Source organism: Streptomyces caeruleatus, assembly GCF_001514235.1.
GTDB lineage: Bacteria > Actinomycetota > Actinomycetes > Streptomycetales > Streptomycetaceae > Streptomyces > Streptomyces caeruleatus.
Genome location: NZ_KQ948924.1, coordinates 1106927 through 1128168, shown reverse-complemented (window position 1 = coordinate 1128168; position 21242 = coordinate 1106927). Strand labels below are relative to the sequence as shown.

Genomic DNA, 21242 nt, shown 5'->3' with positions numbered 1-21242 from the left:
ATGACCGAAACCGCAGTCACTCCCGAGGCCGCTGTCTCCGACACCGCGTTCTTCGAGGAACTCGACCGCGTCGTCGCCGAGGGCTGGGCCCGTATCCACACCGGGCCGTTCTACCGTCATGTACGGGAACACGGCGCCGACCGGGAGCTGTATCGCCGGACGATGTGCCAGCTGTGGCACTACATCCAGCACAACCCGCTCAACCAGGCGGTCGCCGTGCTCGGCATGCCCCCGGGCCGCACCCACCTGATCCGTTACGCCGTCGACCACTCGCTGGAGGAACTGGGCCACGAGAAGATGATCGAGCACGACCTTCGGCTGGCCGGACTGCTCGACGAACCGCTCTCGGCTTCCGTACCGCTGCCCGCCACCCAGGCGTTCATCGGCTGGCTGTACTACGTCAGCCTCCGCCAGGGGGCCGTGGCCCGGATGGGCTACAGCTACTGGGCGGAGAGCTCGTACGACCAGATCGGCGAGCTACTGGACCATCTGCGGGGCGACCTCGGACTGACGGACCGTTCGATGAGCTTCTTCGTCGCCCACTCCACCATCGACGCCAAGCACTCCGACGAGGTCCGGAAGGCCCTGGAGCGCAACGCGGACACCCCCGAGGTCCGCCGCCAGGTCATCGAGGTGGCCCGAACCTCCCTGTACCTGAACGCGGCCCTGCTCGACAACGTCCTGGACGAGTACCTCGCGAGCCGTTCGGCGGCATAAACACAATGCGTGGCTCCGAAATTTTCGAAGTGTCATTCGAATGCCAGATCGAGCCAATCCTTAACCGGCCCTGAAGCAGTTTTCTGCACAGTGGCCGTATCACCCTCCGAGCGAATTGCCGAGGAATATATGAGCCTCCTGGACAAGTGCGCCGCTTACACGCGGCGCGATGAATTGCGTGAAGTCGGGCTCTACCCCTACTACACCCCGTTCGAAGGGCACGGCCGCCCGGTCGCCCGACTCGACGGCAACGAGTACCTCATGTGCGGCTCGAACAGCTATCTCGGCCTCTCCGTCGATCCCCGGGTCCGCGAAGCGGCCAGGACGGCCATCGACGACTACGGCACCTCCTTCAACGGAAGCCGTCTCCTCAACGGCAACTCGAAGCTGATCGAGGAACTGGAGGCCGAACTCGCCGACTACTTCGGCAAGCCCGCCGCCCTGGTGGTGGGCACCGGCTACCAGACCAACCTGGCCGCCGTCGGCACCCTGCTCTACCGGGACCTCGGCGACCCCAAGCGGATCGCCCTGGTGGACAAGCAGGTGCACGCCTCGCTCATCGACGGCATCCGGCTCAGCCGCTCCGCGGATGCCGCGCTGCGCTGGTTCAGGCACAACGACGCCGAGGACCTGGACCGCAAACTCGCCGCCTGCCCGTCCGACACCGAGACTCTCGTCATCGTCGACGGCGTGTACTCGATGGAGGGCGACCTGTGCGACCTGCCGGCCATCGTCGAGGTGTGCCGGCGGTACGACACGACGCTGCTGGTGGACGACGCGCACGGGGCCTCCGTCCTCGCCGACGGACGTGGCACCGCCGCCCACTTCGGCCTGACGGACGACGTGGACCTGATGACGATCAGCTTCGGCAAGGGCCTCGGCTCCTGCGGCGGCGTGGTGCTCGGCAGCGAGATCCTCATCCAGTACCTGCGCAACCACGCCCGCGGGGTGATCTTCTCCTCCGGCCTCGGACCGGCCGACGCCGCCGCGGTGCTGGAGACCGTACGCATCATGCGGGACGAGATCTGGCGGCCCAAGCGGGTCCTGGAGATCGCCGACGAGATCCGTCGCTCGCTCACCGCACTCGGCTACGACGTGGGTCCCAGCGCGTCCCCGATCGTGCCGGTGACGATGCCGGACGACGCCACGGTGTTCACCGCCTGGCGCAAGCTGATGGACCTCGGTGTCTACACCAACGCCGTGATCGGCCCGGCCGCCTCCCCCCGGCTGCGCACCAGCTGGATGGCCACCCACACCCCAGAGCACGTGGACCGTGCGGTGGCGGCGTTCGCCGCGATCCGCGACGAGATCCTGCCCCGCTAGGTCCCGCCCCTCTCACCCCCCTCACGAACGGTCAAAGGAGCGCCCGCCGTGGCAACTCGGACGATCAGTGACGCAGAGGACATCGACCTTTCCTCGATCCAATTCTGGGGCCGCTCGCTCGAAGACCGGGCGGCGGCGTTCAGGGTGCTGCGCGAGCAGCCCCACCCCCGGCACTTCGCCGAGCCCCCGAGCACCTGGGGCGTCGGTGCCGGCTACTACGCGCTGGTCCGCTACGCCGATGTGCTGGAGGCGGACCGAAATCCCAGGATATTCAGCTCGGAGCCCAGCGCACTCACGATCTCCGACATGCCGGATGAATTCAACGAATTCTACGGATCGCTCTTCAATATGGATGATCCCCGACACGCGAAGATACGCGGAATTGTTTCCCGGTCATTCTCTCCACGCATGATGCAGAGGATCTCGGGGGATCTCCAGGGCCTGGTCTCGGAGGTCGTCGGAGGACTGATCGAGGCCGGGCCGGGAGACTTCGTCGCCCAGGCGTCGGCGCGTGTCCCCCTGAACTTCATCAACGACATGATGGGGGTCGGCCGTTCGAGCTACGACCTGGTTCTGAGGTGCTCGAACATCATCGCGGCAGGCTACGACCCGGAGTACCTCGGCCGGACCCCGCGCGAGCAACACCTCACGTTCCTCCGTGCCGGCCGGGATCTGAAGGACCTGATGCTGGAGATCGGCGAGGAGCGTAAGCGCACTCCCACCGGGGACCTGACCTCGGCACTGGTCAACGCCCACCAGGACGGGGACGGCCTCACAGACGCGCAACTCGCGTCGTTCTTCATCATCCTGCTGGTCGCGGGCAGTGAAACGGTCCGCAACTCCATCTCGCACGGCCTGAAACTGCTCACCGACAACCCGGACCAGCGGGAACTCCTGCTGTCCGACCTGGACCGCTACCTGCCCGGGGCGATCGAGGAGATATTCCGGCTGTCGTCGCCGGGCATCTGGATGCGCAGGACGCTCACCTGTGATCACGAGATGAACGGACACCAGTACAAGAAGGGCGACAAGGTCCTGTTGTTCTTCTGGTCCGCGAACCGTGACGAAACGGTCTTCGACCGGCCCGAAGAGTTCGACATCACCCGGTCCCCGAATCCGCACCAGGCGTTCGGCGGTGGCCCGCACTACTGCCTGGGTGCGCAGCTCGCCCGCATGGAACTCGCCGCCTTCTACAAGGAGTTGCTCACCCGGATCCCGGACATCCGCTCCGTGGGCGAGCCGGACCGGCTGCTGACGAACCACATCAACGGCATCAAGCGCATGAACTGCGCCTTCGACGCCGATGCCGCCCGCTCCCGGGCCTGAGGGAAGGCTGACCAGTGATGCCGAACCGAGCTGCAACCCGGTACTCCCGCATCCTGGGAGTCGGCGCCTACCGCCCTCCGCGGATCGTGCGGAACGCGGACCTGGCAGCCGTGACCGGGCGTACCGACGAATGGATCCGCCGCCGCACCGGCATCGTCGAACGGCGCTACGCCGCGCCGGACGAGACGGTGCTGGAGATGGCCGTGCAGGCCTCGACGAAGGCCCTGGCGGCCGCCGCCGTCCCGCCCGCCGGGGTGGACGTGGTGCTGCTCGCCTCCATGTCGGACCTGCACCAGAGCCCGCCCTCGGCGCCGCGGTTGGCGCATCGGATCGGCAGTACGGCGGCCGCCCTGGACCTGGACGCGGCATGCTCCGGCTTCTGTCACGCCCTCTCGCTCGCGGGCTCGCTGGTGCGCAGTAACCAGGCCGACCATGTGCTGGTGGTCGGTTCCGAGCGCATGACGGACATCGTCGCCCCCGACGACCCGTCGTGCGGCTTCCTGTTCGCGGACGGAGCGGGCGCCGTGGTGGTGGGCCCCTCCGACGAGCCGGGCATCGGCCCCACGGTCTGGGGCTCCGACGGCGGCCGGGCCTCGCTGATCGCCCATGACGCGAGCTGGTTGGAGTACCGCGACGATCCGGAGCGGCGCTGGCCGGCCATGCGGATGGAAGGGCAGGACGTGTACCGGTGGGCCATCGAGACCATGCCCACCGTCGCCCGCAGGGCACTGGCCGAGGCCGGGGTCGAGGCGGCCGATCTTGATGCGTTCGTCCCGCACCAGGCCAACCTGCGCATGATCGACACCATGGTCGAACGGATGGAGCTGCCCGGGCAGGTGACTGTGGCCCGCGACGTGATCCACTCCGGCAACACCTCCGCCGCGTCGATCCCCCTGGCCGTGTCACAACTGCTGGAGATCGGTGTGCTGCGCAGCGGGAGCCTGGCCCTGCTGGCCGGTTACGGCGCCGGACTCTCGTACGCGGCACAGGTCGTGCTCCTGCCCTGACCGGTACCGTCCCCACCGCTGTGGAGCGCGCGCGTGGAAACCCTGTTGCTCACTGAGGCGCATGTCGCCGGTGTCGTCAGGACGTTTGGCTCGAATCGCTTCATGGACCTGACCACCGACCGGCTGCGCACCCGATTCGCCCTGGCCGGGGAGTCCGATGCCCGCTCCCCGGCCAGGGGCGGTTTTCAGCGGGGCCCGGGCAGCACCGGGGTCATGGAGTGGATGCCGCACCACCAGCCGGGCCGGGCGGTCACGATCAAGATCGTGTCGTACACCCCCTCGAACCCGGACGGCCACGGCCTGCCCACGATCGGCGCCACGCCGGGCCGCTTCGACGACCTCACCGGCCGGCTGCCGGCCCGCGCCGACGGCGGCCTGCTGACGGCGATCCGCACCGGCGCGGCGTCGGCCGTCGCCGGCCGCCTGCTGGCCGATCCGGCGAGCCGGGTCCTCGGGATCGTGGGAGCCGGCGCCCGGGCGGTGCCCCAGGCCCAAGTCCTCAGCAGGTCTTCCCACTGGAACGCATCCTGATCCACGACACGGACGAGAGCCGCACCGCGACCTTCCCCGCCCGCGCCCGCGTCAAGTTCCTGGACGCGGACTCAGCCCGGCAGCCGCCCTGGCCGACCTGGAATCGTCCGCCGGCATCATCTGTACGGTCACTTCGGTCGGCGTGGGCGACGCCCCGGTGCTCCTCGGCGAGAACCTGCGACCGCACGTCCACATCAACGCCGTAGGCGCCGATCCGCCTGGCAAGGTCGAGATCCCGCTGCCGGTCCTCAAGTCCGCGCTGGTCACCGCGGACCATCCGGAGCAGGCCCGCCGTGAGGGCGGGTCCCAGCAACTGGGGGAGGCCGACTTGGGACCGGACCTGATGGACCTGATGGCGCTCTGCGTCACCCCCGCTCCGGCGGCCCGACACCGAAACCGCACCACGGTCTTCGACACGAACACCCTTCTGAGGACGCGCTCGACCCCTACGCCTCCCCGGGCGATTGACCATTTTGTTAAAAGCTCAAAGGTGTTCTTCTCCATTGCTGGCACCAGGCACTATATTTCCCCGTGGAGTCTTGAACTTTCAATCAGTACGCATCCTCCATGTCCGACGCGCACCCGCGGTCAGGGCTTCCCCCATGGAAGGACAGTAGTGATAGCACAGTCCGAACCGACGTTCTCCGTGCTGGGCGCCATGGAAATCCGTGGAACGCATGGGAAACTGCCGATAGGAGCCCATAAACAACAGGTGCTGCTGGCCCGGCTGATCTGCCAGGCGAACAGGGTCGTCCCGGTGGCCGACCTCATGGACACCCTGTGGGGGGATCGCCCGCCCCGTACCGCAGAGAAGATCATCCAGGTCTATGTCCACGACCTGCGGAAGGTGTTGATGGGTGGTCTCGGGGAGAAGGGTGAACGCATCACCTTTGTTCGCCCGGGTTATACCCTGCGCAGTGACCCGGATGAAATCGACGTGAACAATTTCGACCGACTTTCCAAGGAGGGATTCGTCCTCTTGCTGCGGGGGGATTATCAGGCGGCGCTGAGCAGGTTACGCCAAGCATTGCGGATCTGGCGCGGCCCAGCGTTCCTGGGTCTCACCGAATCGCTGTTCCTCAGCAGGTCGGCAGACAGCCTCAACGAACGGTTGTTCGCCGCACTCGGGGCCCGAATCGACGCGGAGCTCTGCCTCGGCCGGCATGCCTGGCTCGTCCACGAACTCTCCCAGCTCGTCTCGGACCACCCGTACCGGGAGCAATTCCACGGCCAGTTGATGCTCGCCCTCTACCGCTCCGGCCGACAGTCCGAGGCCCTGGCCGCCTACCAGTCCCTCCGCCGCCTCCTGGTCGAGGAACTCGGCGTGGAACCACACTGGCGCCTCCGCGAACTCCACCATGCGATCCTCGACCAGCGGCAGGATCTGCACGTCGCTCCCCGCTTCGTCCTGGACGTCGACGTCGACATCACACTGGCCCGCTCGTGACCCCGGTGCGTTCAGCAGGCGGGCTGAGATGTCGCATTCAGGCGTGCGGGCGGACGGTCTGGGCAGGCGTGCACCCGGCAGGCCGCAGGGAGACTCCAGGTACAGGTCCGCGAGGTCCTCACGCAGCGTCTCGGGCGATCAACGACTGTGAACCTCCTTTCGGACGTTGAAGCCGATGCCCTCCTGGTCGAGTCCTGGTAGCCGCTTGGGCCCGGCGTCGCGGCCGTCGTCAGCTGCCACGGTGGCGGATTGATTCGGTGTGTACTCGTCATGCCATGACCGGCCTCTACGATGATCCGATGCGCCAGCCCGCCGCAGAGCCGTACTGGAACACCAACGTCGCCCGGCACCCGGGCATCCTCCGGTCTGTTCCCGAGGGGTGCGGCGATGCCCTGGACGTTGGCTGCGGGGACGGGCTGCTGGCACGGAAGCTCGCTGGGCGGGTGAAACACGTCACCGGGATCGACCGGTCGCCGAACATGATCGCCTGTGCACGCGAGTCGGTTGCTGGCGACTCGCAACTCACCTTCGTCGAGGGAGACTTCCTCACCGCGGAACTTCCTGCTGCGGGGTACGACTTCGTTTGCTCGGTGACCACGATCCATCACATGGACTTCGAGGCGGCCCTCGTCCGTATGTGTGAGCTGCTGCGGCCTGGCGGCATGCTGGTGGTGGTCGGTCTGGCCCGCGAGGCGAGCGTGACGGAGTGGGCGGCGTTGATCGCGGCTGCCCCGATCGTGCGGATCACGAAGGTGCTGCGTCGTGCGCGTGGCCCGCAGGACATGCCGGTCGCCGACCCGCAGATGAGTTATGGGCAGGTGCGGGCTGCTGCCCGGCGGATGCGTACGGCCCGACGTGCTCATCCTCGACGACTTCGCCATGCGCCAGCTCTCAGCGGCCCACGCCGACGACCTCTACGAACTCGTCAGCGAGCGGCAGGGGCGGTCCCTGATCATCACGAGCAACCGGGCGCCCAGCGACTGGTATCCCCTCTTCCCTAACCCCGTCGTCGCCGAGTCCCTCCTCGACCGGCTCATCAACACCAGCCAAGCCGTCGGTCAAGTAGCCGCCATCGGCGCCCCGGGCTGGGGAATTACGTGAACTCAGCCCCGGGGAAACACGTGAACGTCCACACGGCCAGACCAACATCGCCGCCGCCCTCCGCCGCACCAGCCGGGACTACCACCGACCCTACGAGCCCTCGGTCTCGCGTGATGCACCCAGACAGATCTCGATCAGGCAATGACCCTGGCACGCTCCGCGGTGGAATGCGGGCGGGGCGATCCCCCATACCGATGACCTTCACGGTCTGCTGCATGGGTTCTCTCACGTTGTCGATCCGAACGTTGCTGATGATGAGGTGACCACCGCTGGTGGGGCGGTGCTCTATGGCCATGACGACCTCACCGGGTCCGCGTGGTGACTTCGACAGCGCGAAGTCAGGAAGTGATGTCGACGAAGAGCCCGAAGCAGTAGCTGCCGGGTGCTGCGGACCGGGTGATAAAGCGGTGGCGGGTGCCTGCGGGGACGTAGAAGGCGGCGGGGGAGACCAAGGTATGGCTCTCCCCTTCGACTTCGACGGTTATGGTCGCCCCTCCCGGCTCTATGGAGAAGAGCAGGTAGATCTCCGAGGTGTCGTGGACGTGGGGCTCGGCGACGGGGCGGTCTACGAGGTCGCTGATCTCGGCGCCGGCGAATTCGACGGGGATGCCGCCGAACATGTCCCGAGTGAGCAGGAAAGGCACTGGTGTGTGGTGTCCGGAGACCTCGCGCAGGGCGGGGAGGGGGCCGGCCGAGGTCGGTAGGGCGTTCCGTGTCATGTGTCTGCCTTTCGTCGAAGTGGAGTGGCTCAGCAGCGGCGGAGGGCTGGGATGACCTGCTCTCCGAAGAGGCGGTAGGACTCCTCCACGGCCGGGCGGTCGAGCCAGTCACCGGCGAAGAACCCGATGACGTTCGCGGCGCCGGTCTCGCGGGCCTGATGGATGAGTTGTTCGGCGACCTCGGAGGGGGTTCCGGCGACGATGTCGGAGGCGGGGAGGTCGGGGAGAAGACGCCGGGCGGACTCGCTGCGGTCGGCGGCCGCGGCGCTGCTGGCTGCCACGAACACGGTGCGGCGGAGCGCCAGGTCGCGGGGCCGGGGGCGGCGTCCTCGGCGGTCGGCGGCGGCGCGGTAGGCGTCGAAGATCTCGGTGATCTGCTCGGTGGGCAGGAAGGCGCTGCACAGGCGGTGTCCCCGGTGGCCCGCCGACGCTGCCGAGTGGGTGCTGCGGGCCGCCGTCCATGGCCGCGGCGGCGGGTTCTGCACCGGGCGCGGTACGACGGTGAGCTGGTCGAAGGACCAGAATCGCCCGTGATGGGAGAAGGACGGCTCGGCCAGCGCCCGGTCGAGGATGTCGAGGGCCTCCTCGTAGCGCGGGCCCGTCTCCTCGGCAGGGATGCCGACCGCCTCAGCCTCGGCGGGGCCGGTTCCCCTGGCCACGCCCAGTTCGGCGCGGCCGTTGCTGATCTGGTCCAGGGTTCCGATCTCCTCCACGACCCTCCAGGGTTGCCACAGCGGCAGCACCAGGCCGAGGAACCCGATACGCAGGGTGCTGGTGCGGGCGGCGACTGCGGCGGCGAACTGTCCGGGCGCGGGGCAGACCCGCAGTCCCTGGAAGTGGTGTTCGCTGAAGAACACCCCGGTGAATCCCAGGTTCTCCGCCCGCACCGCGCAGTCCAGCCGCCAGGCGTACTCGTCGGCGCACTGCCGGGCGTCGAACTTGAGCGGGTCCGACTCCGCGGAGACGTTGAGCTGTTCGAAGGTCCAGGCGTCGATCACCGCTCTTGCCCCGCCCCGGGTACCGACAGCAGGAAGGCCCAGGTGGACGGCACGCCGAGCGGTTCGCACCGTTCCAGCCGGAAGCCCGCGTCGGCGAAGGCCCGCAGGTACGTTCCCTTCGTGTGCAGCGGAACGCCCATCACCGCGTGGACCAGTTCGAACTCCAGGCTGAAGATGGGCTGGGGCCCGCTGTGGTGCTCCCAATCCTGGACGGCGGTGTCGGCGAACAGGAAGTGCGTGGCGTTGGGGAAGGCCGTGCGGATGGAGCGCAGGACGGCCGCATGGTCGTCGTCGGTGGCAAAGAGATCATGCAGCATCAGGAAGCCGGTGACGAGATCGACCTCAGGGAAGGTGCGGGTGCTGAGCGTGTCGAGCACGTTCTCGCGGACGATCCGGACCCGGTCGGCAAGGCCCGCAGCGCGGACTCGGTCGGTGGCCAGCGCGCAGGCGGCCTCGCTGATGTCGATGCCTATGCCGCGGCGCCGGTCGTCTGCCTCACACAGCCGCATCAGCCGGGTGGCGTCGCCGCAGCCGATGTCGGCCATCGTGACGAAGTCGAGGTCGCCGAGGACCGCGGCCTCGGCCTGCCGCATGAGGGAGCGGTCCGCCTCGCCCGCGCCCACCGCGACCAGCCCCTCGTCGCGGCGGACCTCCGCACCGTAGGCGACCTCGCCGGTGGCCAGGCCGTGCAGGTTGGCCAGGAGGCTTCCATAGCCACCCACGCCCCAGACGAAGAGACCGATCTGCTCGACGAGCGCGCGTCCGGCGTCGGTGATCGCCGCAGCGGTTTCGAGCAGCCGGACGTGGCCCAGGAGGGCGGCGGTCCGCAGCAGGGCGCGGAGCCGACCCTCGGGCACGCCCACCTCGCGGGCGAGGGTGGAGACCTCGACGGGCCGGTCGCCGAGCGCGGACCAGACACCCAGGCGGTGCAGGGCGAAGGCGACCTGGGCTCCGATGTAGCCGTTGAAGAGGGCGGCCGGTTCCATGGGCTGCAGTGTGGGGACCGGCCGCAGCCAGTGCGGGATGTGGTCCACTGCCTCGGGCTGACCGTCGCGGAGCGCGGCGAGCGCGTCGGCGAAGCGTTCCATGTCCGTCGGCGTGCTCAGGGTGACGCGCAGCCAGCCGGGGCGTCCGAAGGGGGCCAAGTCCCGCACCAGGATGCCATGTTCGTGTGCCAGGCGGCGGGTCGTGTCCGTGCTGTCCGGTCCCGCCTCGACCATGACGAAATTGGCTGCCGAGGGGAGGCGGCGGATGCCGCGCTCGTCGAGCAGGCCGTAGAGCACGGCGCGTGCCTCGTCCGTCCTGCGGCGGACAGACGGCAGGAAGTCCTGTTCCGCCAGCAGCGTGGGCACCGCCACCTGGGCCAACCGGTTGACGTGGAACGGCATGGACTGTCGCGCCCGCCAGAGCCGGCCGACCAGGCCCTCCGGGCCGACGGCGTACCCCACACGCAGCGACGCCAGCCCCCACGCTTTGGAGAAGGTGCGCAACACAAGCGCGTGCCGTCCACTGAGGGCCTCCTCGACGGCGGACACCTTCTCATCAGCGACGAAGTCCATGTACGCCTCGTCCACGACCACTACGCTTCCATGGGCGTCGGCGGCGTCCAGCACGCGGGCGAGGTCGTCTGGGCCGAGCAGGGCCCCGGTGGGGTTGTGAGGGTTGCAGAGGAACACCAGCGCGGCACCCTGCTCGCACGCAGCGACGATGGCGTCGGCGGTGCCCTTGACGTCCTCGCCTGCCGGTAGTTTGAGCGGGTCGTGGCCGGCTGCGGTGCAGGCGAGCCAGTAGCCGGGGAAGGTACCGGCGGGCACGGCGATCCCGCCCTCGCGTCCGAAGGCCGACACCGCGAGATGGATCAGCTCGTCCACGCCGTTGCCGACAGCGACCTGTTCCGGGGCGCAGCCGAGATGATCGGCGATGGCGCGGCGTAAGTGCGCGGACTCGGCCGCCGGGTACCGCTGGCTGCGGTGCGCCAGTTCCTCGCTGAGCCGGTCCAGGACGCGGTCGGGGAGCCTGTAGGGGGACTCATTCTGGTGCAGCCGGAGCATGTCCTCAGTGACCGGAGTACCGGTCCCCTCTCCCGCGTAGTCGACACCAGCCGATTCAAACATTAGAGACCTTTCTCGCAGAGTGATTTCAGCGTTCAAGTAAATTGCAGACAGGGGGCATATTAGGCTGCTGCGCCCGAGCAGGCGTGGAAAACTTTCAGCCAAAGTGAGTGAATGGCATTCGATAGACCAGCACGAACGCTATCTTTACCGCGTGACCGAAAATATTGGGAAAACCTTTACGGGAGAAATACTCGTCAGCTCTAGAAGCTTTACCGAGTACTGCGAACACTTCGCTCTGGACCCGTCCTTGTTGCGGTCCGGGAAAGTGCTTGACTGCCCGGGTGGAGCCAGCGACTTCGGTGCGCGCATCCGAGAGCTGGGCGGCCGCGCGGTGAGCGCCGATCCGCAGTACGCCTTGAGCCCGCAGGAGCTCGGTCGGCTGGTCGACGGTGAACAGGCACGCGTCAACGCCTGGGTGCATGCGCAGCCCGACCGCTTCGGGCTGCGGCCGGGCGCCCCGTGGCCACTCGCCGCGGCGTGGCGGGCTACAGCCGAGGGGTTCCTCTCCGACTACCGGCGGTGCCGGACGGAGGGATCGGGGCACTATGTATCCGCAGCCCTGCCCGCGCTTCCCTTTCCTGACCGGGAGTTCACGCTGGTGATCTCAGGTTTCCTGCTTTTCTCCTATACCGACCGATTCGACCTGGACTTCCACCTTTCCGCAGTACGCGAACTGCTCCGGGTGTGCTGCGGACAGGTGCGGCTCCATCCGCTCAACGACTCGTCGGGGCGCCCCTATCCGTATATGCGGAAATTTCTCGACATTCTGCACGGTGAGGGGGTCACCAGCCGCCTGCTCGATGTGACCTCGTCGAGCGACCCACGGGACGACAGGACGCTGGTCCTCGTCCCGCGAACCGTCACACGGTGACGTGGTCACCGCCTCGCTGAGAGGTCGTCTTCTCCGCTGTTTCATCCCGGAATTAACCTCGCGCTTTCGCGGGCCCAGCAGAATCGGAGGTCTTCGTGTTGTAGCTGATCTTGAGTCGTAAGCCCTGCAAGGGGAAGCAGTACCCGGTGACCCCCTTCGCGGTCCGCCGTCCCAGCCGCACGAGGGCGCCCGTGCCGGTGACCATCTCCACGGCGAGTACGTAGTCCCGGGTGACCCCGTACTTCACGCAGCAGACGCCCCCCCCCGCGTTCGTCGCGACGTTGCCGCCGATCGTCGACCACGGGGAACCGGCCGGGTCCGGCGGGTACCACAGGCCCTTCTCGGCAGCCGCGGCGCGCAGATGGTCGTTGACCCCGCTCGGCTCGACGACGGCGAGGCGCTCCACGGGGTCGATCTCGAGGATTCGGGTCATCTGCTCGGTGGACAGCACGACGCAGCCGTCGACGGCGTTCGCGCCTCGCCGCCCTCGCCGAGTGGCACCGCGGACACCGCCATGTGGACCCGCACCGACCCCGACGTCCTCGCCATCCTGTCCCGCGCCGCGCAGCCGGACTGCCCATGGTGCTGCTCTCCAACGCCCCGCACTTCCTCGCCGACGTCCTCGACGCGACCGACTGGCGGCGGGAGCTGATGACCGATGCCGTGTACTCGGCCCGCCTGGGCCGGTGCAAGCCCGATCCGGCAGCGTACGAACAGGCCGTGGCGGCCACCGGCATCCCCGATCCGGGACGGGTGTTGTTCGTCGACGACCGGGCGGACACCTGCGACACCGCTTCCCGCCTTGGCCTGCGCATCCTGCACTACACGAGCCAACCCGTAGACCTGGCGCACGAGTTGCTGCCCGCGCCGGCCAACAGCCCTTGTGCCTGACCCGAGGGCCGCCCCACGCGCCACCACCCCGACCCCAGCTTGCTGCGCGTCGTCGCGCGTACGCCGGTTGCTGGCACGAGGGTCACTTCCAAGAGGTTGGCCATCACAGATCCACTTCGGGCTGGCGGAATCGTCACCTTTGAGGTTTGCCTGCGGTGTGTACTGGGGTGGAACCGGTCGGCAACCATTCAGTCAGGCCGCGAGACCCGCGTGCAGATCCGGATGCGGAGAGCTGAGATATCCGCATCGCGACCAAGGGACTGCGGTACTGGCGCAAGCGATGTCCGGGGCTCCGCGCCGCGCAGTTAGGGCCGATGGTGCAGGTCAGCCCGGATGCGATCTCGAAAATCGAGAAGGGTCAGTACAAGTGTCCGCGAGACCTCGCCGAGCGCCTCGACGCCGTTCTGGAGACAGGCGGAGTCCTCACGCGCGCCTGGGGGATGGTCTTCGGCGATGCGGAGACTACGCCCACTTCATGCCCGAGGCTGGCGGCAAGGGCCGTAGAGCCATTGACGCCCTGTTGAGCCGACCTTCCAAGGCCGCTGTGGCCGCACAGCAGAGGCGATTCCTCGGAGCCCGCAAGAAGGAGGGGCGCAACATCGCTGCGCCCCTCCTTGGCGTTCTATGGCCCGGTAAGACTCTTACTCTGAGTGACGATCGGTGCTGCCGCTGGCCGGGGCTGCGGGAAGTTGGGTCGAGGCCGGCGGTCCCAGTGGGGGAGGGAAGCGGTGAAGCGGAGTGCGTTTGATTCTCCCCAGAATCTCCCCAGCGCCGCAGAGACGTTTGAGGCGTCCGCGATCGGGGGTCTCCGACCTGTTGAGTGGCCCCTCGCCCAGTGGTTACTCAGAGCCAATCTCGCCGCTTGAAGATGACGTACAAACTAGTGCAAACCACAGCCATCAGGACGATCGCAAAGGGGTATCCGAGCACCCAGTGCAGCTCCGGCATGTGCGTGAAGTTCATCCCGTAGATCGTCCCGACCAGCGTCGGAGCGAACAAAATCGCCGCCCACGACGAGATCTTCTTGATCTCCTCGTTCTGCTCGAACCCCGCCTCCGCCAACGCCCGCATCTCCGCGTTCTGTTGCTGCGTGACCAGCGTCGCGTTGACCGTGAGGATTTCCGTGAGGGCCTGGCGGAAGCCGTCGACGCGTTCGCTGGTGTGGGTGACGTGGTCGGCGACGTCGCGGAGGTAGCGCTGGAGTTCCTCGTCCGTGCCGTACTTGGAGAAGCCGGCCATCAGGCCGTGCAGCATGCCGACGAGGGGGCGGGTGGCGCGCTGGAACTCGACCATTTCGCGGGAGAGTTCGTAGATACGGCGGGAGACCTCGGGGTCGCCGCGGAAGACCTCGGTCTCGATCTCGTCGATGTCGTTCTGGACGCCCGTCACGACCGGAACGTAGCCGTCGACCACGGCGTCCAGTATCGCGTAGAGCACCGCCTCGGGACCGAGTTTGAGCAGCTCCGGGGTCTCCTCCATGCGGCGGCGCACCGCCGAGAGGTCGGGGGCGGCGCCGTGGCGGACCGTGATCACGAAGTCGGGGCCGACGAAGACGTGGAGTTCGCCGAAGTCGACCTCCTCGGGTGCGTCCAGGTAGCGGGCCGCGCGCAGGACCACGAAGAGGGTGTCGCCGTAGCGCTCCAGCTTGGGCCGCTGGTGGGCCTCCATCGCGTCCTCGACCGCGAGCGGGTGCAGGTCGAACTCCGCGGCGAGGGAGAGGAGCTCGGCCTCGGTGGGGCGGGCCAGGCCGATCCAGGCCATGCCGGACGGCTGGTCGCGCAGCTCACGGAAGGTCTCGGCGAGGGTGGCGGGGGAGGAGACCCGGACTCCGTCCTGGTACAGCGCCGCCTCCACGACACTCGCCACCTCGCTGGAATCGGCCGGCGACGAGGGAGGCGACGGGGCCGGGGCCGGCGGCTCCGGGGGCTGTGGCGGAGTCAGGGCTCGGCGCCAGACGGACTTCATGGAATTCTTCGAGGCTGGGCGGGCGCGTCGCTCGGACATCGCGGCTGCCTCCCGGACGAGACGACGAGTACGTGTAGGTGTGCGTGCGTGCAGGTGTGCCTGTGCCTGTGCCTGTGCGCGTGCGTGGGTGTGATCACGGAGCAGGATATACGGGGCGAATGACCAGGGCGGGGTCGGGCGATCACGGATTCCGTGAGAGTTGCGGACCGCGGCTGTCCGCAAGCCTCACTAGCGTGCGGAGCATGACGAAGTCGACCAAGGCAGCGAAAGCGGTGGCCCGAACCGCCCCCGTCCTCACCACCCGCGCCCTCAACCGCGCCACCCTCGAACGGCAGCTCCTGCTGCGCCGCTCGCCGCTGTCCGCCATGGCGGCCGTGGAACACCTCGTCGGGCTCCAGGCCCAGGAGGTCAAACCGCCGTACTACGCGCTCGCCGCCCGCCTCGACGGTTTCACGCCCGAGGACCTCGCCGGGCCGCTGGCCGACCGCGCCGCCGTACGCATCGTCACCCTGCGCTCGACGATCCATCTGCACACCGCCGACGACAGCCTCACCCTGCGCCCGCTGGTCCAGCCCGCCCGGGACCGCGAGGTGAACCTCTTCCGCAAGGGTCTGGCCGGCGTCGACCTGGACCGGCTCGCCGGCCTCGCCCGTGACCTCGTCGAGGACGGGCCGCGCACCATGAAGCAGTTGCGCGAGGCCCTGAGTGCCCAGTGGCCGGACGCGGACCCGCAGTCCCTGGCCGTCGCCGCCCGCTGCAAGCTTCCCCTCGTCCAGGTCACCCCGCGCGGACTGTGGGGCCGCAGCGCCCAGGTCGCCCTCACCACCGTCGAGCACTGGCTGGGCCGTCCCGCAGGGCAGGCCGCCTCCCCGGACGACACGGTGCTGCGTTATCTGGCCGCCTTCGGGCCGGCCTCCGTGAAGGACATGCAGACCTGGTCAGGGCTGACCCGGATGCGCGCCGCCTTCGAACGGCTCCGCCCCCGGCTGCTCACCTTCCAGGACGAGAACGGCGTCGAGCTCTTCGACCTCCCCGACGCCCCGCGCCCCGACCCGGACACCCCGGCCCCGCCCCGCTTCCTGCCCGAGTTCGACAATCTGCTCCTCTCCCACGCCGACCGCGCCCGCGTGATCCCGCCCGCGAACCGCGGCCGCACCTGGCAGGCCAACACCTTCTACTGCCCGCTCCTCGTCGACGGCTTCCTCGCGGGCGTGTGGCGGATCCTCGGCGACGCCCTCGTCATCGAGCCGTTCACCGAGCTGAGCAGGCAGCAGCGGGCGGAGGTGGCGGAGGAGGGGGAGCGGATGCTGCGGGTGCTGCACTCGGAGAAGGCGTACGACGTCCGGTTCGGGAGCGTCATCCCCTAGGGCGCGCATTGCAGCCTGTGGTGTTGCTGCCTCCGTGCCGCTGCCTCCGTGTCGCTGCCCCCGTGCGGCGGTCTCAGTCCGTCCGGCCCGTCACCGCCACCGTCAGGCCCAGCCCGATCATGGTGAATCCGCCTGCCCCGCCGATCAGCGACAGCCGGCGGTCCGAGCGGGCGAACCAGGTGCGGGTGGCGGAGGCGGTCAGGCCCCACAGGGTGTCCGTGACCAGGCCGATCGTGATCGGGATCAGGCCCAGTAGCAGCATCTGCAACGGGACTTGGCCCGCGGACTGGTCGACGAACTGGGGGAGTACGGCGGCGAAGAACACGACGCCCTTGGGATTGGTGACGCCGACCAGGGCGCCGTCGAGGATCGTGCGCAGATCTCCGCGGGCAGGGCGAACCGGGCGCGCCGAGGACGGTTCGGTCGCCGTCACGCGCAGCTCCTTGCGGTGCCGGAACGCCTGGACGCCAAGGAACACGAGGTATGCGGCGCCCGCCAGCTTGACCCCGAGATAGACCGCCGCGGACTGTTCCACCAGCGAGCCGACGCCCACCGCGACCGCGACGACCAGCAGATACGAGCCGAAGACGTTGCCGAGGGCCGTCGCCAGGGCCGTGCGGCGGCCGTGGGCCAGGGCCCGTCCGATGACGAACAGCACGCTGGGGCCCGGGATCAGGACCACCAGGAGCGACATGGCCGCGAAGGCCAGCAGTCGATCGGTCGACACCATGCCCGTCACCTCGCATCATCTCCGTACGGTTCCGGCCATTCAAACCCGGGACGCACGGACATGGACAGGGGGCGTTGCGGGCCGCTCGTGGAGGCCCGCAACGCCCCCTGGTCTTCACCCCGAGGTGTGCTCGGGAGACCTTCTGGACGACGCTTCCGGTCAGGACTCGACCTGCTCGGTCACCTCGTCCGAGAACGTGGTCAGCCGGGTGTAGATGCCCGGATAACCGGCCTGGGCGCAACCCTCGCCCCAGGAAGTGATCCCTGCCAGGGCGCCCCCGATGATCAGGGGACCGCCGCTGTCGCCCTGGCAGGTGTCGACGCCGCCGGAGGTGTATCCGGCGCAGACCATGTCGGACGAGAGGAAGTCCGACCCGTAGGAGCTCGCACAGCTGGAGTCGGAGACCGTCGGCACGGTCGCCGTGCGCAGCTGGTTGGAGGAGCTGCCACCCGAGGAGGTGGTGCCCCAGCCGATGATGCGGGCGGTGGTGCCGGCCGCGTACACGCCGGTGTCCGAGGAGTCGACGTACGACGCCGGCGTGTACGGCATCGACGTGGACAGGGTCAGCACGGCCACGTCGTTGCCCTCGGTGACGTCCGTGTAGTCCGGGTGGACCCAGATGTCGCTGACCCGGGCGACGGTGCCGTTCGTGCCGTTGAGGTAGGTGCGGCCGCCGACGACGCGGACGCTGCTGGTGGACTCGCCGGCCATGCAGTGGGCCGCGGTGACGACCTTGGTGGCCGAGACCAGCGTGCCGCCGCAGAACTGGTTCTGCGAGGCGTCCGTGATCTGCATCATGAACGGGTACGCGGTCGTCGTGGTCGTGGTGCCGCCCACGATGCGCGAGGAGGCGGCCTCGGCGGTGGGGGCGCTGAGCAGTGCGGTCGCGGCGGCGGCAGCGGTCGCCGCGACGACGGCGGTCTTTCTGGCACGGGTGAGCCCGAACATGAGACTCCTCAGGGGGAATTGCCGGTGGGGGGTCGCGCGGGTGTGGGGGGTTGTGCACGAGGGCCGCGGGACCGACCCCCGTGTGCCCGGCGAGCGGCACGCACTCAAGGTAGGTCCCGGAAGTTCCCCTTCCCAATGAGGGAACCCCCTAAGGGAGTTGGGCAGGGAAAACCCTCGGTCGGGTTCGGTCAAACCTCCACCGACCGACAAGGACGGGTGAACTCACGCACCGTCAGGGGGTGTACGGCACCCTGAACTCACGTCGTACGGCACCGTGAACTCACGTTCGTACGGCACCGCGAAATCACGTCGTACGGCGACCCGCCGCCAGTCTGACGATGTCGACCCGGGATCGGATCCCGAGCTTGCGGTATACGCGGGTCAGTGTCGCTTCGACCGTTTTGACGCTGATGAACAGGCGCGCGGCGATCTCCCGGTTCGTCGCGCCCTCCATGACCAGGGCGGCGACCTGACGCTCCATCGAGGCGAGCCCGTCCAGAGCGGCCAGTCCGTCGGGACCGCTCGGCGGCGCGACCGCGGGGGCGTTGGCCGACTCCACGGGACGCGCGGCCGCCTCGACCTGCCGGAGCCAGGGCAGCGCCCGGCAGCGGCGGAACAGCCGGGCCGCCTCGTCGTACGACGTCGGACCGGGAGTGGCGGTGCGCAGCCGGGCCAGGGCGAACGCGGCCCGGGCCTCCTCCAGGCTGTAGCCCAGCTTGCCGAGCCGGTCCTGCGCCGACGTCAACTGGGCCACCGCGGCGTCCCGTTCGCCGCGCGCGGCGCGCAGCAGCGCCTCGGCCCGGTCCAGGACGGCCAGGACGCATCCGCGGTCCAGCCGCAGTGCCACCTCGCGCGTGACGTCGATGACGTCCCGCGCCTCCGCGAACTCCCCGCTGCGCACCAGCGCCTCGGCGAGGTCGCCGTGCCAGCGGCCGCGCGCCGGGTCCGTGATGCCGAGGCCCTGCTCCACCTCGCGCACCCGGCGCAGCGACACGACGGCCGCCTCCACGTCCCCGGCCACCAACTGGGCGTGCCCCAGGGCGGCCAGAGCGCGCGAGACGTACATCTGGTCGCCGTCCTCCTCGGCGTGCTCCACCGCTTCCCGCGCCAGCGCCAGCGCCCGGTCCACCTCGCCGCCCGCGGCCTCCGCCAGCGAGGTCAGCACGGCGGACGCGACCTCGCCGATCCCCGTGTCACGGGCGAGGCGCAGGCTCTCCCGGGCCAGGTCCAGGGCGCGCCCGCAGTGCCCGGAGTGCAGTTCGGTCTCGGCCACCCCGCGCAGGAAGTGCACCTCGCTCTCGACCGACCCGCGCCTGCGCACCTCGCGCAGCAGGGCGGTGACCGTCGCGCGGGCCTCGGCCAGCTGGTCGCTCATGATCAGCCAGCGGAACCGGGAGTAGCCGGCGCCGTTGTGGTGGCACGCCACCCTCGGGTCCTGCGGCTCCTCCAGCGCCCGCCGGATGGTCGCGGGTGCGTCCGCGTGGCCCATCAGCGTCTCGATCTGGGCCTGGAAGGCGAGCGCCATCAGCTCGGTGTACCGGTCGCCGGCCCGTGCGGCCAGCTCCGCCGCGTACGCCGCCTCGCCGCGGGCCTCGTCGAAGTCGCCCTCCACGAGCAGGGCTCGCCAGGTGAGCTGGTAGTGGACCAGGGCGAGCAGCCTCGGGTCGTCGCCGGCGTCGGCCAGGGCCTGCGGGAAGATCGCGTCGACCTCCGTCATGGCGTGCCCCGCCGTGTCGATCACGATGATCCAGGCCCGCACCCGGTCCTCGGGCACGGCCGTGCGGCTCAGCACCTCCCGGGCGATGTCCCGGGCGAGGTCCAGCTCCCCCGCGGTGATCGCGTCCTCGGCCGCGGCCAGCCGCACCACTTCCGGGCTCGGCACGCTGTCCGCGGGCGTGTGCCGGGCGGCGAGCAGCCCCAGCTGCGCGGCCACCGACGGCGCGCCCCGGTCCCGGGCCAGGGCCGCGGCCTCGGCGAGGCGGGCGGCGACCTCCGGGTCGGTGCCGTGGGTGGCGAGGGCCAGGTGCCGGGCGCGTTCGATGGGGTCGGAGGCCGCCGTGGACAGCGCGGCGTGCGCGGCCCGGCGTTCCTGCGCGGGCGCCTCCGCGTACAGCGCGGCCGAGACCATCGGGTGCGCGAACCGTACGGCGGGACCCTCGGGCTCGGTCGCCAGCAGCCCGAGTGCGGCGGCCTGGGCGGTCTCGGCCTCGGCGTTGTCGCGTCCGGCGGCGTGCAGCAGGGCCACGGTCGGGCGGGCGCCGGCGCTCGCCACGAGGAGGGTGCGACGGGCCTCCTCGGACAGCATCTCCAGACGGTTCAGCACCAGGGCGCGCAGCGAGGTGGGCACCGGCAGGGGCTCGCCGGGCCGGGGCGGGGTGGGGTTCTCGGCGAGGGCGCGGCCCAGTTCCAGGGCGAACAGGGCGTTGCCGCCGCTGGTGCGGTGGATGTCCCGGACCGTGGAGCGGGGCAGGCCGGTGTAGCCGCGGTGGTCGAGCAGGGCGGACAGCTGGGCGCGCGAGAGGGGGCCCAGCCGTACGGCGAGGGTGTCCGGCGGGGACGCGCGTAGATGGCGGTCGTACTCCTGGCCCTCGGTCCGCACCGCGAAGAGCATGCGCACCGGGGTGTCGCCGAGCCGGCGGGCGGCGAAGCCGAGGAGTTCGGCGCTGGCCGGATCCAGCCACTGGAGGTCGTCGGCGACGACGAGGACGGGGCCGGTGTCGGCGAGGGCGCGCAGGGCGGACAGCACGGCCAGGCGCAGAGCGAGGCCGTCGCGCTGGAGGGTGGACTCGCCGCGGCCGGTGAGCGCCGACTCCAGGGCGGTGCGCTGGGCGGCGGGGAGCCGCTCGGACACCTCGTCCAGGACCAGGCCGAGGAGGTCGGCCAGGGCGAGGAAGGGAAGGTGGGATTCGGACTCCGTGGGCGAGCAGCGCAACACGGTGCGCGCCGCCCCGCCGTATTCCGCGGCCAATGCCCGCAGGACGGTCGACTTCCCAATTCCGGCGGGCCCGTGAAGCAGCACGCTGCCACCCCGCCCGAGCTGCTCACGCGCCGCCGTGAACAGCTCCTCCCTGCCGATGACCAGGTCGGGGCGGCATCTGGCAGGCTCCTTGAAGTCCCGTCGCACGGTCACCGCTCCCCTCCGTGTGTCGTGTCCGGGCCAATATTAGGCAACGGATCTTTGAAATTC

General features: G+C 69.5%; 17 protein-coding genes and 3 pseudogenes. 12 read left to right on the top strand and 8 right to left on the bottom strand.

Annotation, left to right across the window (positions count from 1 at the left end; genetic code table 11):
- The 8 genes and pseudogenes from AQJ67_RS04925 to AQJ67_RS04890 all read left to right on the top strand — a co-directional run.
- Nucleotides 1–717: an iron-containing redox enzyme family protein gene (locus AQJ67_RS04925; RefSeq protein ID WP_062716704.1), complete on the top strand. Its 717-nt coding sequence runs from the start codon at nucleotides 1–3 to the stop codon at nucleotides 715–717.
- 129 nt (nucleotides 718–846) lie between these two features.
- On the top strand, nucleotides 847–2040 hold the full coding sequence (locus AQJ67_RS04920; RefSeq protein WP_062716703.1) for an aminotransferase class I/II-fold pyridoxal phosphate-dependent enzyme: 1194 nt from the start codon (nucleotides 847–849) through the stop codon (nucleotides 2038–2040).
- A gap of 48 nt (nucleotides 2041–2088) precedes the next feature.
- Nucleotides 2089–3366 (top strand): cytochrome P450, encoded by a 1278-nt coding sequence (locus AQJ67_RS04915; protein WP_062716702.1) that lies wholly within the window; start codon nucleotides 2089–2091, stop codon nucleotides 3364–3366.
- A 17-nt stretch (nucleotides 3367–3383) separates the two neighbouring features.
- Nucleotides 3384–4373, top strand: coding sequence for a beta-ketoacyl-ACP synthase 3 (locus AQJ67_RS04910; RefSeq protein ID WP_062716701.1), 990 nt, complete (start codon nucleotides 3384–3386; stop codon nucleotides 4371–4373).
- A gap of 33 nt (nucleotides 4374–4406) precedes the next feature.
- The gene (locus AQJ67_RS50140) at nucleotides 4407–4904 is read left to right on the top strand and encodes a hypothetical protein (protein WP_341846138.1); all 498 of its coding nucleotides are present in this window, start codon (nucleotides 4407–4409) and stop codon (nucleotides 4902–4904) included.
- The gene (locus AQJ67_RS50135) at nucleotides 4807–6351 is read left to right on the top strand and encodes a BTAD domain-containing putative transcriptional regulator (RefSeq protein WP_341846141.1); all 1545 of its coding nucleotides are present in this window, start codon (nucleotides 4807–4809) and stop codon (nucleotides 6349–6351) included. Before AQJ67_RS50140 ends, AQJ67_RS50135 begins: the two co-directional genes overlap by 98 nt.
- Before the next feature lie 275 nt (nucleotides 6352–6626).
- Nucleotides 6627–7085 (top strand): annotated as a pseudogene (locus AQJ67_RS44715) (class I SAM-dependent methyltransferase); the annotation flags it as partial.
- Between the two features lie 109 nt (nucleotides 7086–7194).
- Nucleotides 7195–7407: pseudogene (locus tag AQJ67_RS04890) on the top strand (ATP-binding protein); the annotation flags it as partial.
- A gap of 383 nt (nucleotides 7408–7790) precedes the next feature.
- Here the strand turns inward: AQJ67_RS04890 and AQJ67_RS04885 are convergent.
- The 3 genes from AQJ67_RS04885 to AQJ67_RS04875 are packed head-to-tail and all read right to left on the bottom strand — an operon-like array spanning nucleotide 7791 to nucleotide 11220.
- Complete coding sequence (locus AQJ67_RS04885) at nucleotides 7791–8171, bottom strand: cupin domain-containing protein (protein ID WP_062716696.1); 381 nt, start codon at nucleotides 8169–8171, stop codon at nucleotides 7791–7793.
- Between the two features lie 29 nt (nucleotides 8172–8200).
- Entirely contained in the window at nucleotides 8201–9169 is a 969-nt protein-coding gene (locus AQJ67_RS04880; protein WP_062716695.1) for an LLM class flavin-dependent oxidoreductase, read from the bottom strand.
- The gene (locus tag AQJ67_RS04875) at nucleotides 9166–11220 is read right to left on the bottom strand and encodes an aminotransferase class I/II-fold pyridoxal phosphate-dependent enzyme (RefSeq protein WP_062716694.1); all 2055 of its coding nucleotides are present in this window, start codon (nucleotides 11218–11220) and stop codon (nucleotides 9166–9168) included. The genes AQJ67_RS04880 and AQJ67_RS04875 overlap by 4 nt, the downstream gene beginning before the upstream one ends.
- Nucleotides 11221–11386: 166 nt before the next feature.
- Here AQJ67_RS04875 and AQJ67_RS04870 point away from each other — a divergent pair, with 166 nt between their 5' ends.
- Nucleotides 11387–12154, top strand: a complete 768-nt coding sequence (locus tag AQJ67_RS04870) for a methyltransferase (RefSeq protein WP_159058710.1) — start codon at nucleotides 11387–11389, stop codon at nucleotides 12152–12154.
- Nucleotides 12155–12293: 139 nt separating this feature from the next.
- On the opposite strand, the pseudogene AQJ67_RS44710 reads toward AQJ67_RS04870, so the two are convergent.
- A pseudogene (locus AQJ67_RS44710) lies at nucleotides 12294–12659 on the bottom strand (FAD-binding oxidoreductase); the annotation flags it as partial.
- 74 nt (nucleotides 12660–12733) lie between these two features.
- Between AQJ67_RS44710 and AQJ67_RS04860 the strand changes: the two are divergent.
- Together AQJ67_RS04860 and AQJ67_RS44705 are read left to right on the top strand one after the other, a co-directional pair.
- Nucleotides 12734–13045, top strand: a complete 312-nt coding sequence (locus AQJ67_RS04860) for an HAD-IA family hydrolase (RefSeq protein ID WP_425264134.1) — start codon at nucleotides 12734–12736, stop codon at nucleotides 13043–13045.
- Between the two features lie 239 nt (nucleotides 13046–13284).
- A complete protein-coding gene (locus AQJ67_RS44705) occupies nucleotides 13285–13569 on the top strand; it encodes a helix-turn-helix domain-containing protein (RefSeq protein WP_341846140.1) in 285 nt (94 codons plus the stop codon).
- Between the two features lie 319 nt (nucleotides 13570–13888).
- Here the strand turns inward: AQJ67_RS44705 and AQJ67_RS04855 are convergent, their stop codons facing one another.
- The gene (locus tag AQJ67_RS04855) at nucleotides 13889–15049 is read right to left on the bottom strand and encodes a magnesium and cobalt transport protein CorA (RefSeq protein WP_079055756.1); all 1161 of its coding nucleotides are present in this window, start codon (nucleotides 15047–15049) and stop codon (nucleotides 13889–13891) included.
- 203 nt (nucleotides 15050–15252) lie between these two features.
- Here AQJ67_RS04855 and AQJ67_RS04850 point away from each other — a divergent pair, with 203 nt between their 5' ends.
- Nucleotides 15253–16377: a winged helix DNA-binding domain-containing protein gene (locus AQJ67_RS04850; RefSeq protein ID WP_062716690.1), complete on the top strand. Its 1125-nt coding sequence runs from the start codon at nucleotides 15253–15255 to the stop codon at nucleotides 16375–16377.
- A gap of 73 nt (nucleotides 16378–16450) precedes the next feature.
- On the opposite strand, the gene AQJ67_RS04845 is transcribed toward AQJ67_RS04850, so the two are convergent.
- From AQJ67_RS04845 to AQJ67_RS04835, 3 genes are all read right to left on the bottom strand, one after another.
- Nucleotides 16451–17107 carry a LysE family translocator gene (locus AQJ67_RS04845; protein ID WP_062716801.1) on the bottom strand — a complete coding sequence of 219 codons (657 nt, stop codon included), beginning with the start codon at nucleotides 17105–17107 and terminating at the stop codon, nucleotides 16451–16453.
- A gap of 159 nt (nucleotides 17108–17266) precedes the next feature.
- A complete protein-coding gene (locus AQJ67_RS04840) occupies nucleotides 17267–18055 on the bottom strand; it encodes a S1 family peptidase (RefSeq protein ID WP_062716689.1) in 789 nt (262 codons plus the stop codon).
- Between the two features lie 304 nt (nucleotides 18056–18359).
- The gene (locus tag AQJ67_RS04835) at nucleotides 18360–21185 is read right to left on the bottom strand and encodes a helix-turn-helix transcriptional regulator (protein WP_062716688.1); all 2826 of its coding nucleotides are present in this window, start codon (nucleotides 21183–21185) and stop codon (nucleotides 18360–18362) included.
- Nucleotides 21186–21242: the final 57 nt, after the last annotated feature.

Bases quoted from the DNA above. Each gene is read 5' to 3' on its own strand.
- AQJ67_RS04925 (WP_062716704.1), top strand. From the start codon at position 1: ATGACCGAAACCGCAGTCACTCCCGAGGCCGCTGTCTCCGACACCGCG.
- AQJ67_RS04920 (WP_062716703.1), top strand. From the start codon at position 847: ATGAGCCTCCTGGACAAGTGCGCCGCTTACACGCGGCGCGATGAATTG.
- AQJ67_RS04910 (WP_062716701.1), top strand. From the start codon at position 3,384: ATGCCGAACCGAGCTGCAACCCGGTACTCCCGCATCCTGGGAGTCGGC.
- AQJ67_RS04885 (WP_062716696.1), bottom strand. From the start codon at position 8,171: ATGACACGGAACGCCCTACCGACCTCGGCCGGCCCCCTCCCCGCCCTG.
- AQJ67_RS04875 (WP_062716694.1), bottom strand. From the start codon at position 11,220: ATGCTCCGGCTGCACCAGAATGAGTCCCCCTACAGGCTCCCCGACCGC.
- AQJ67_RS04860 (WP_425264134.1), top strand. From the start codon at position 12,734: ATGGTGCTGCTCTCCAACGCCCCGCACTTCCTCGCCGACGTCCTCGAC.
- AQJ67_RS04855 (WP_079055756.1), bottom strand. From the start codon at position 15,049: ATGTCCGAGCGACGCGCCCGCCCAGCCTCGAAGAATTCCATGAAGTCC.
- AQJ67_RS04850 (WP_062716690.1), top strand. From the start codon at position 15,253: ATGACGAAGTCGACCAAGGCAGCGAAAGCGGTGGCCCGAACCGCCCCC.
- AQJ67_RS04845 (WP_062716801.1), bottom strand. From the start codon at position 17,107: ATGGTGTCGACCGATCGACTGCTGGCCTTCGCGGCCATGTCGCTCCTG.
- AQJ67_RS04840 (WP_062716689.1), bottom strand. From the start codon at position 18,055: ATGTTCGGGCTCACCCGTGCCAGAAAGACCGCCGTCGTCGCGGCGACC.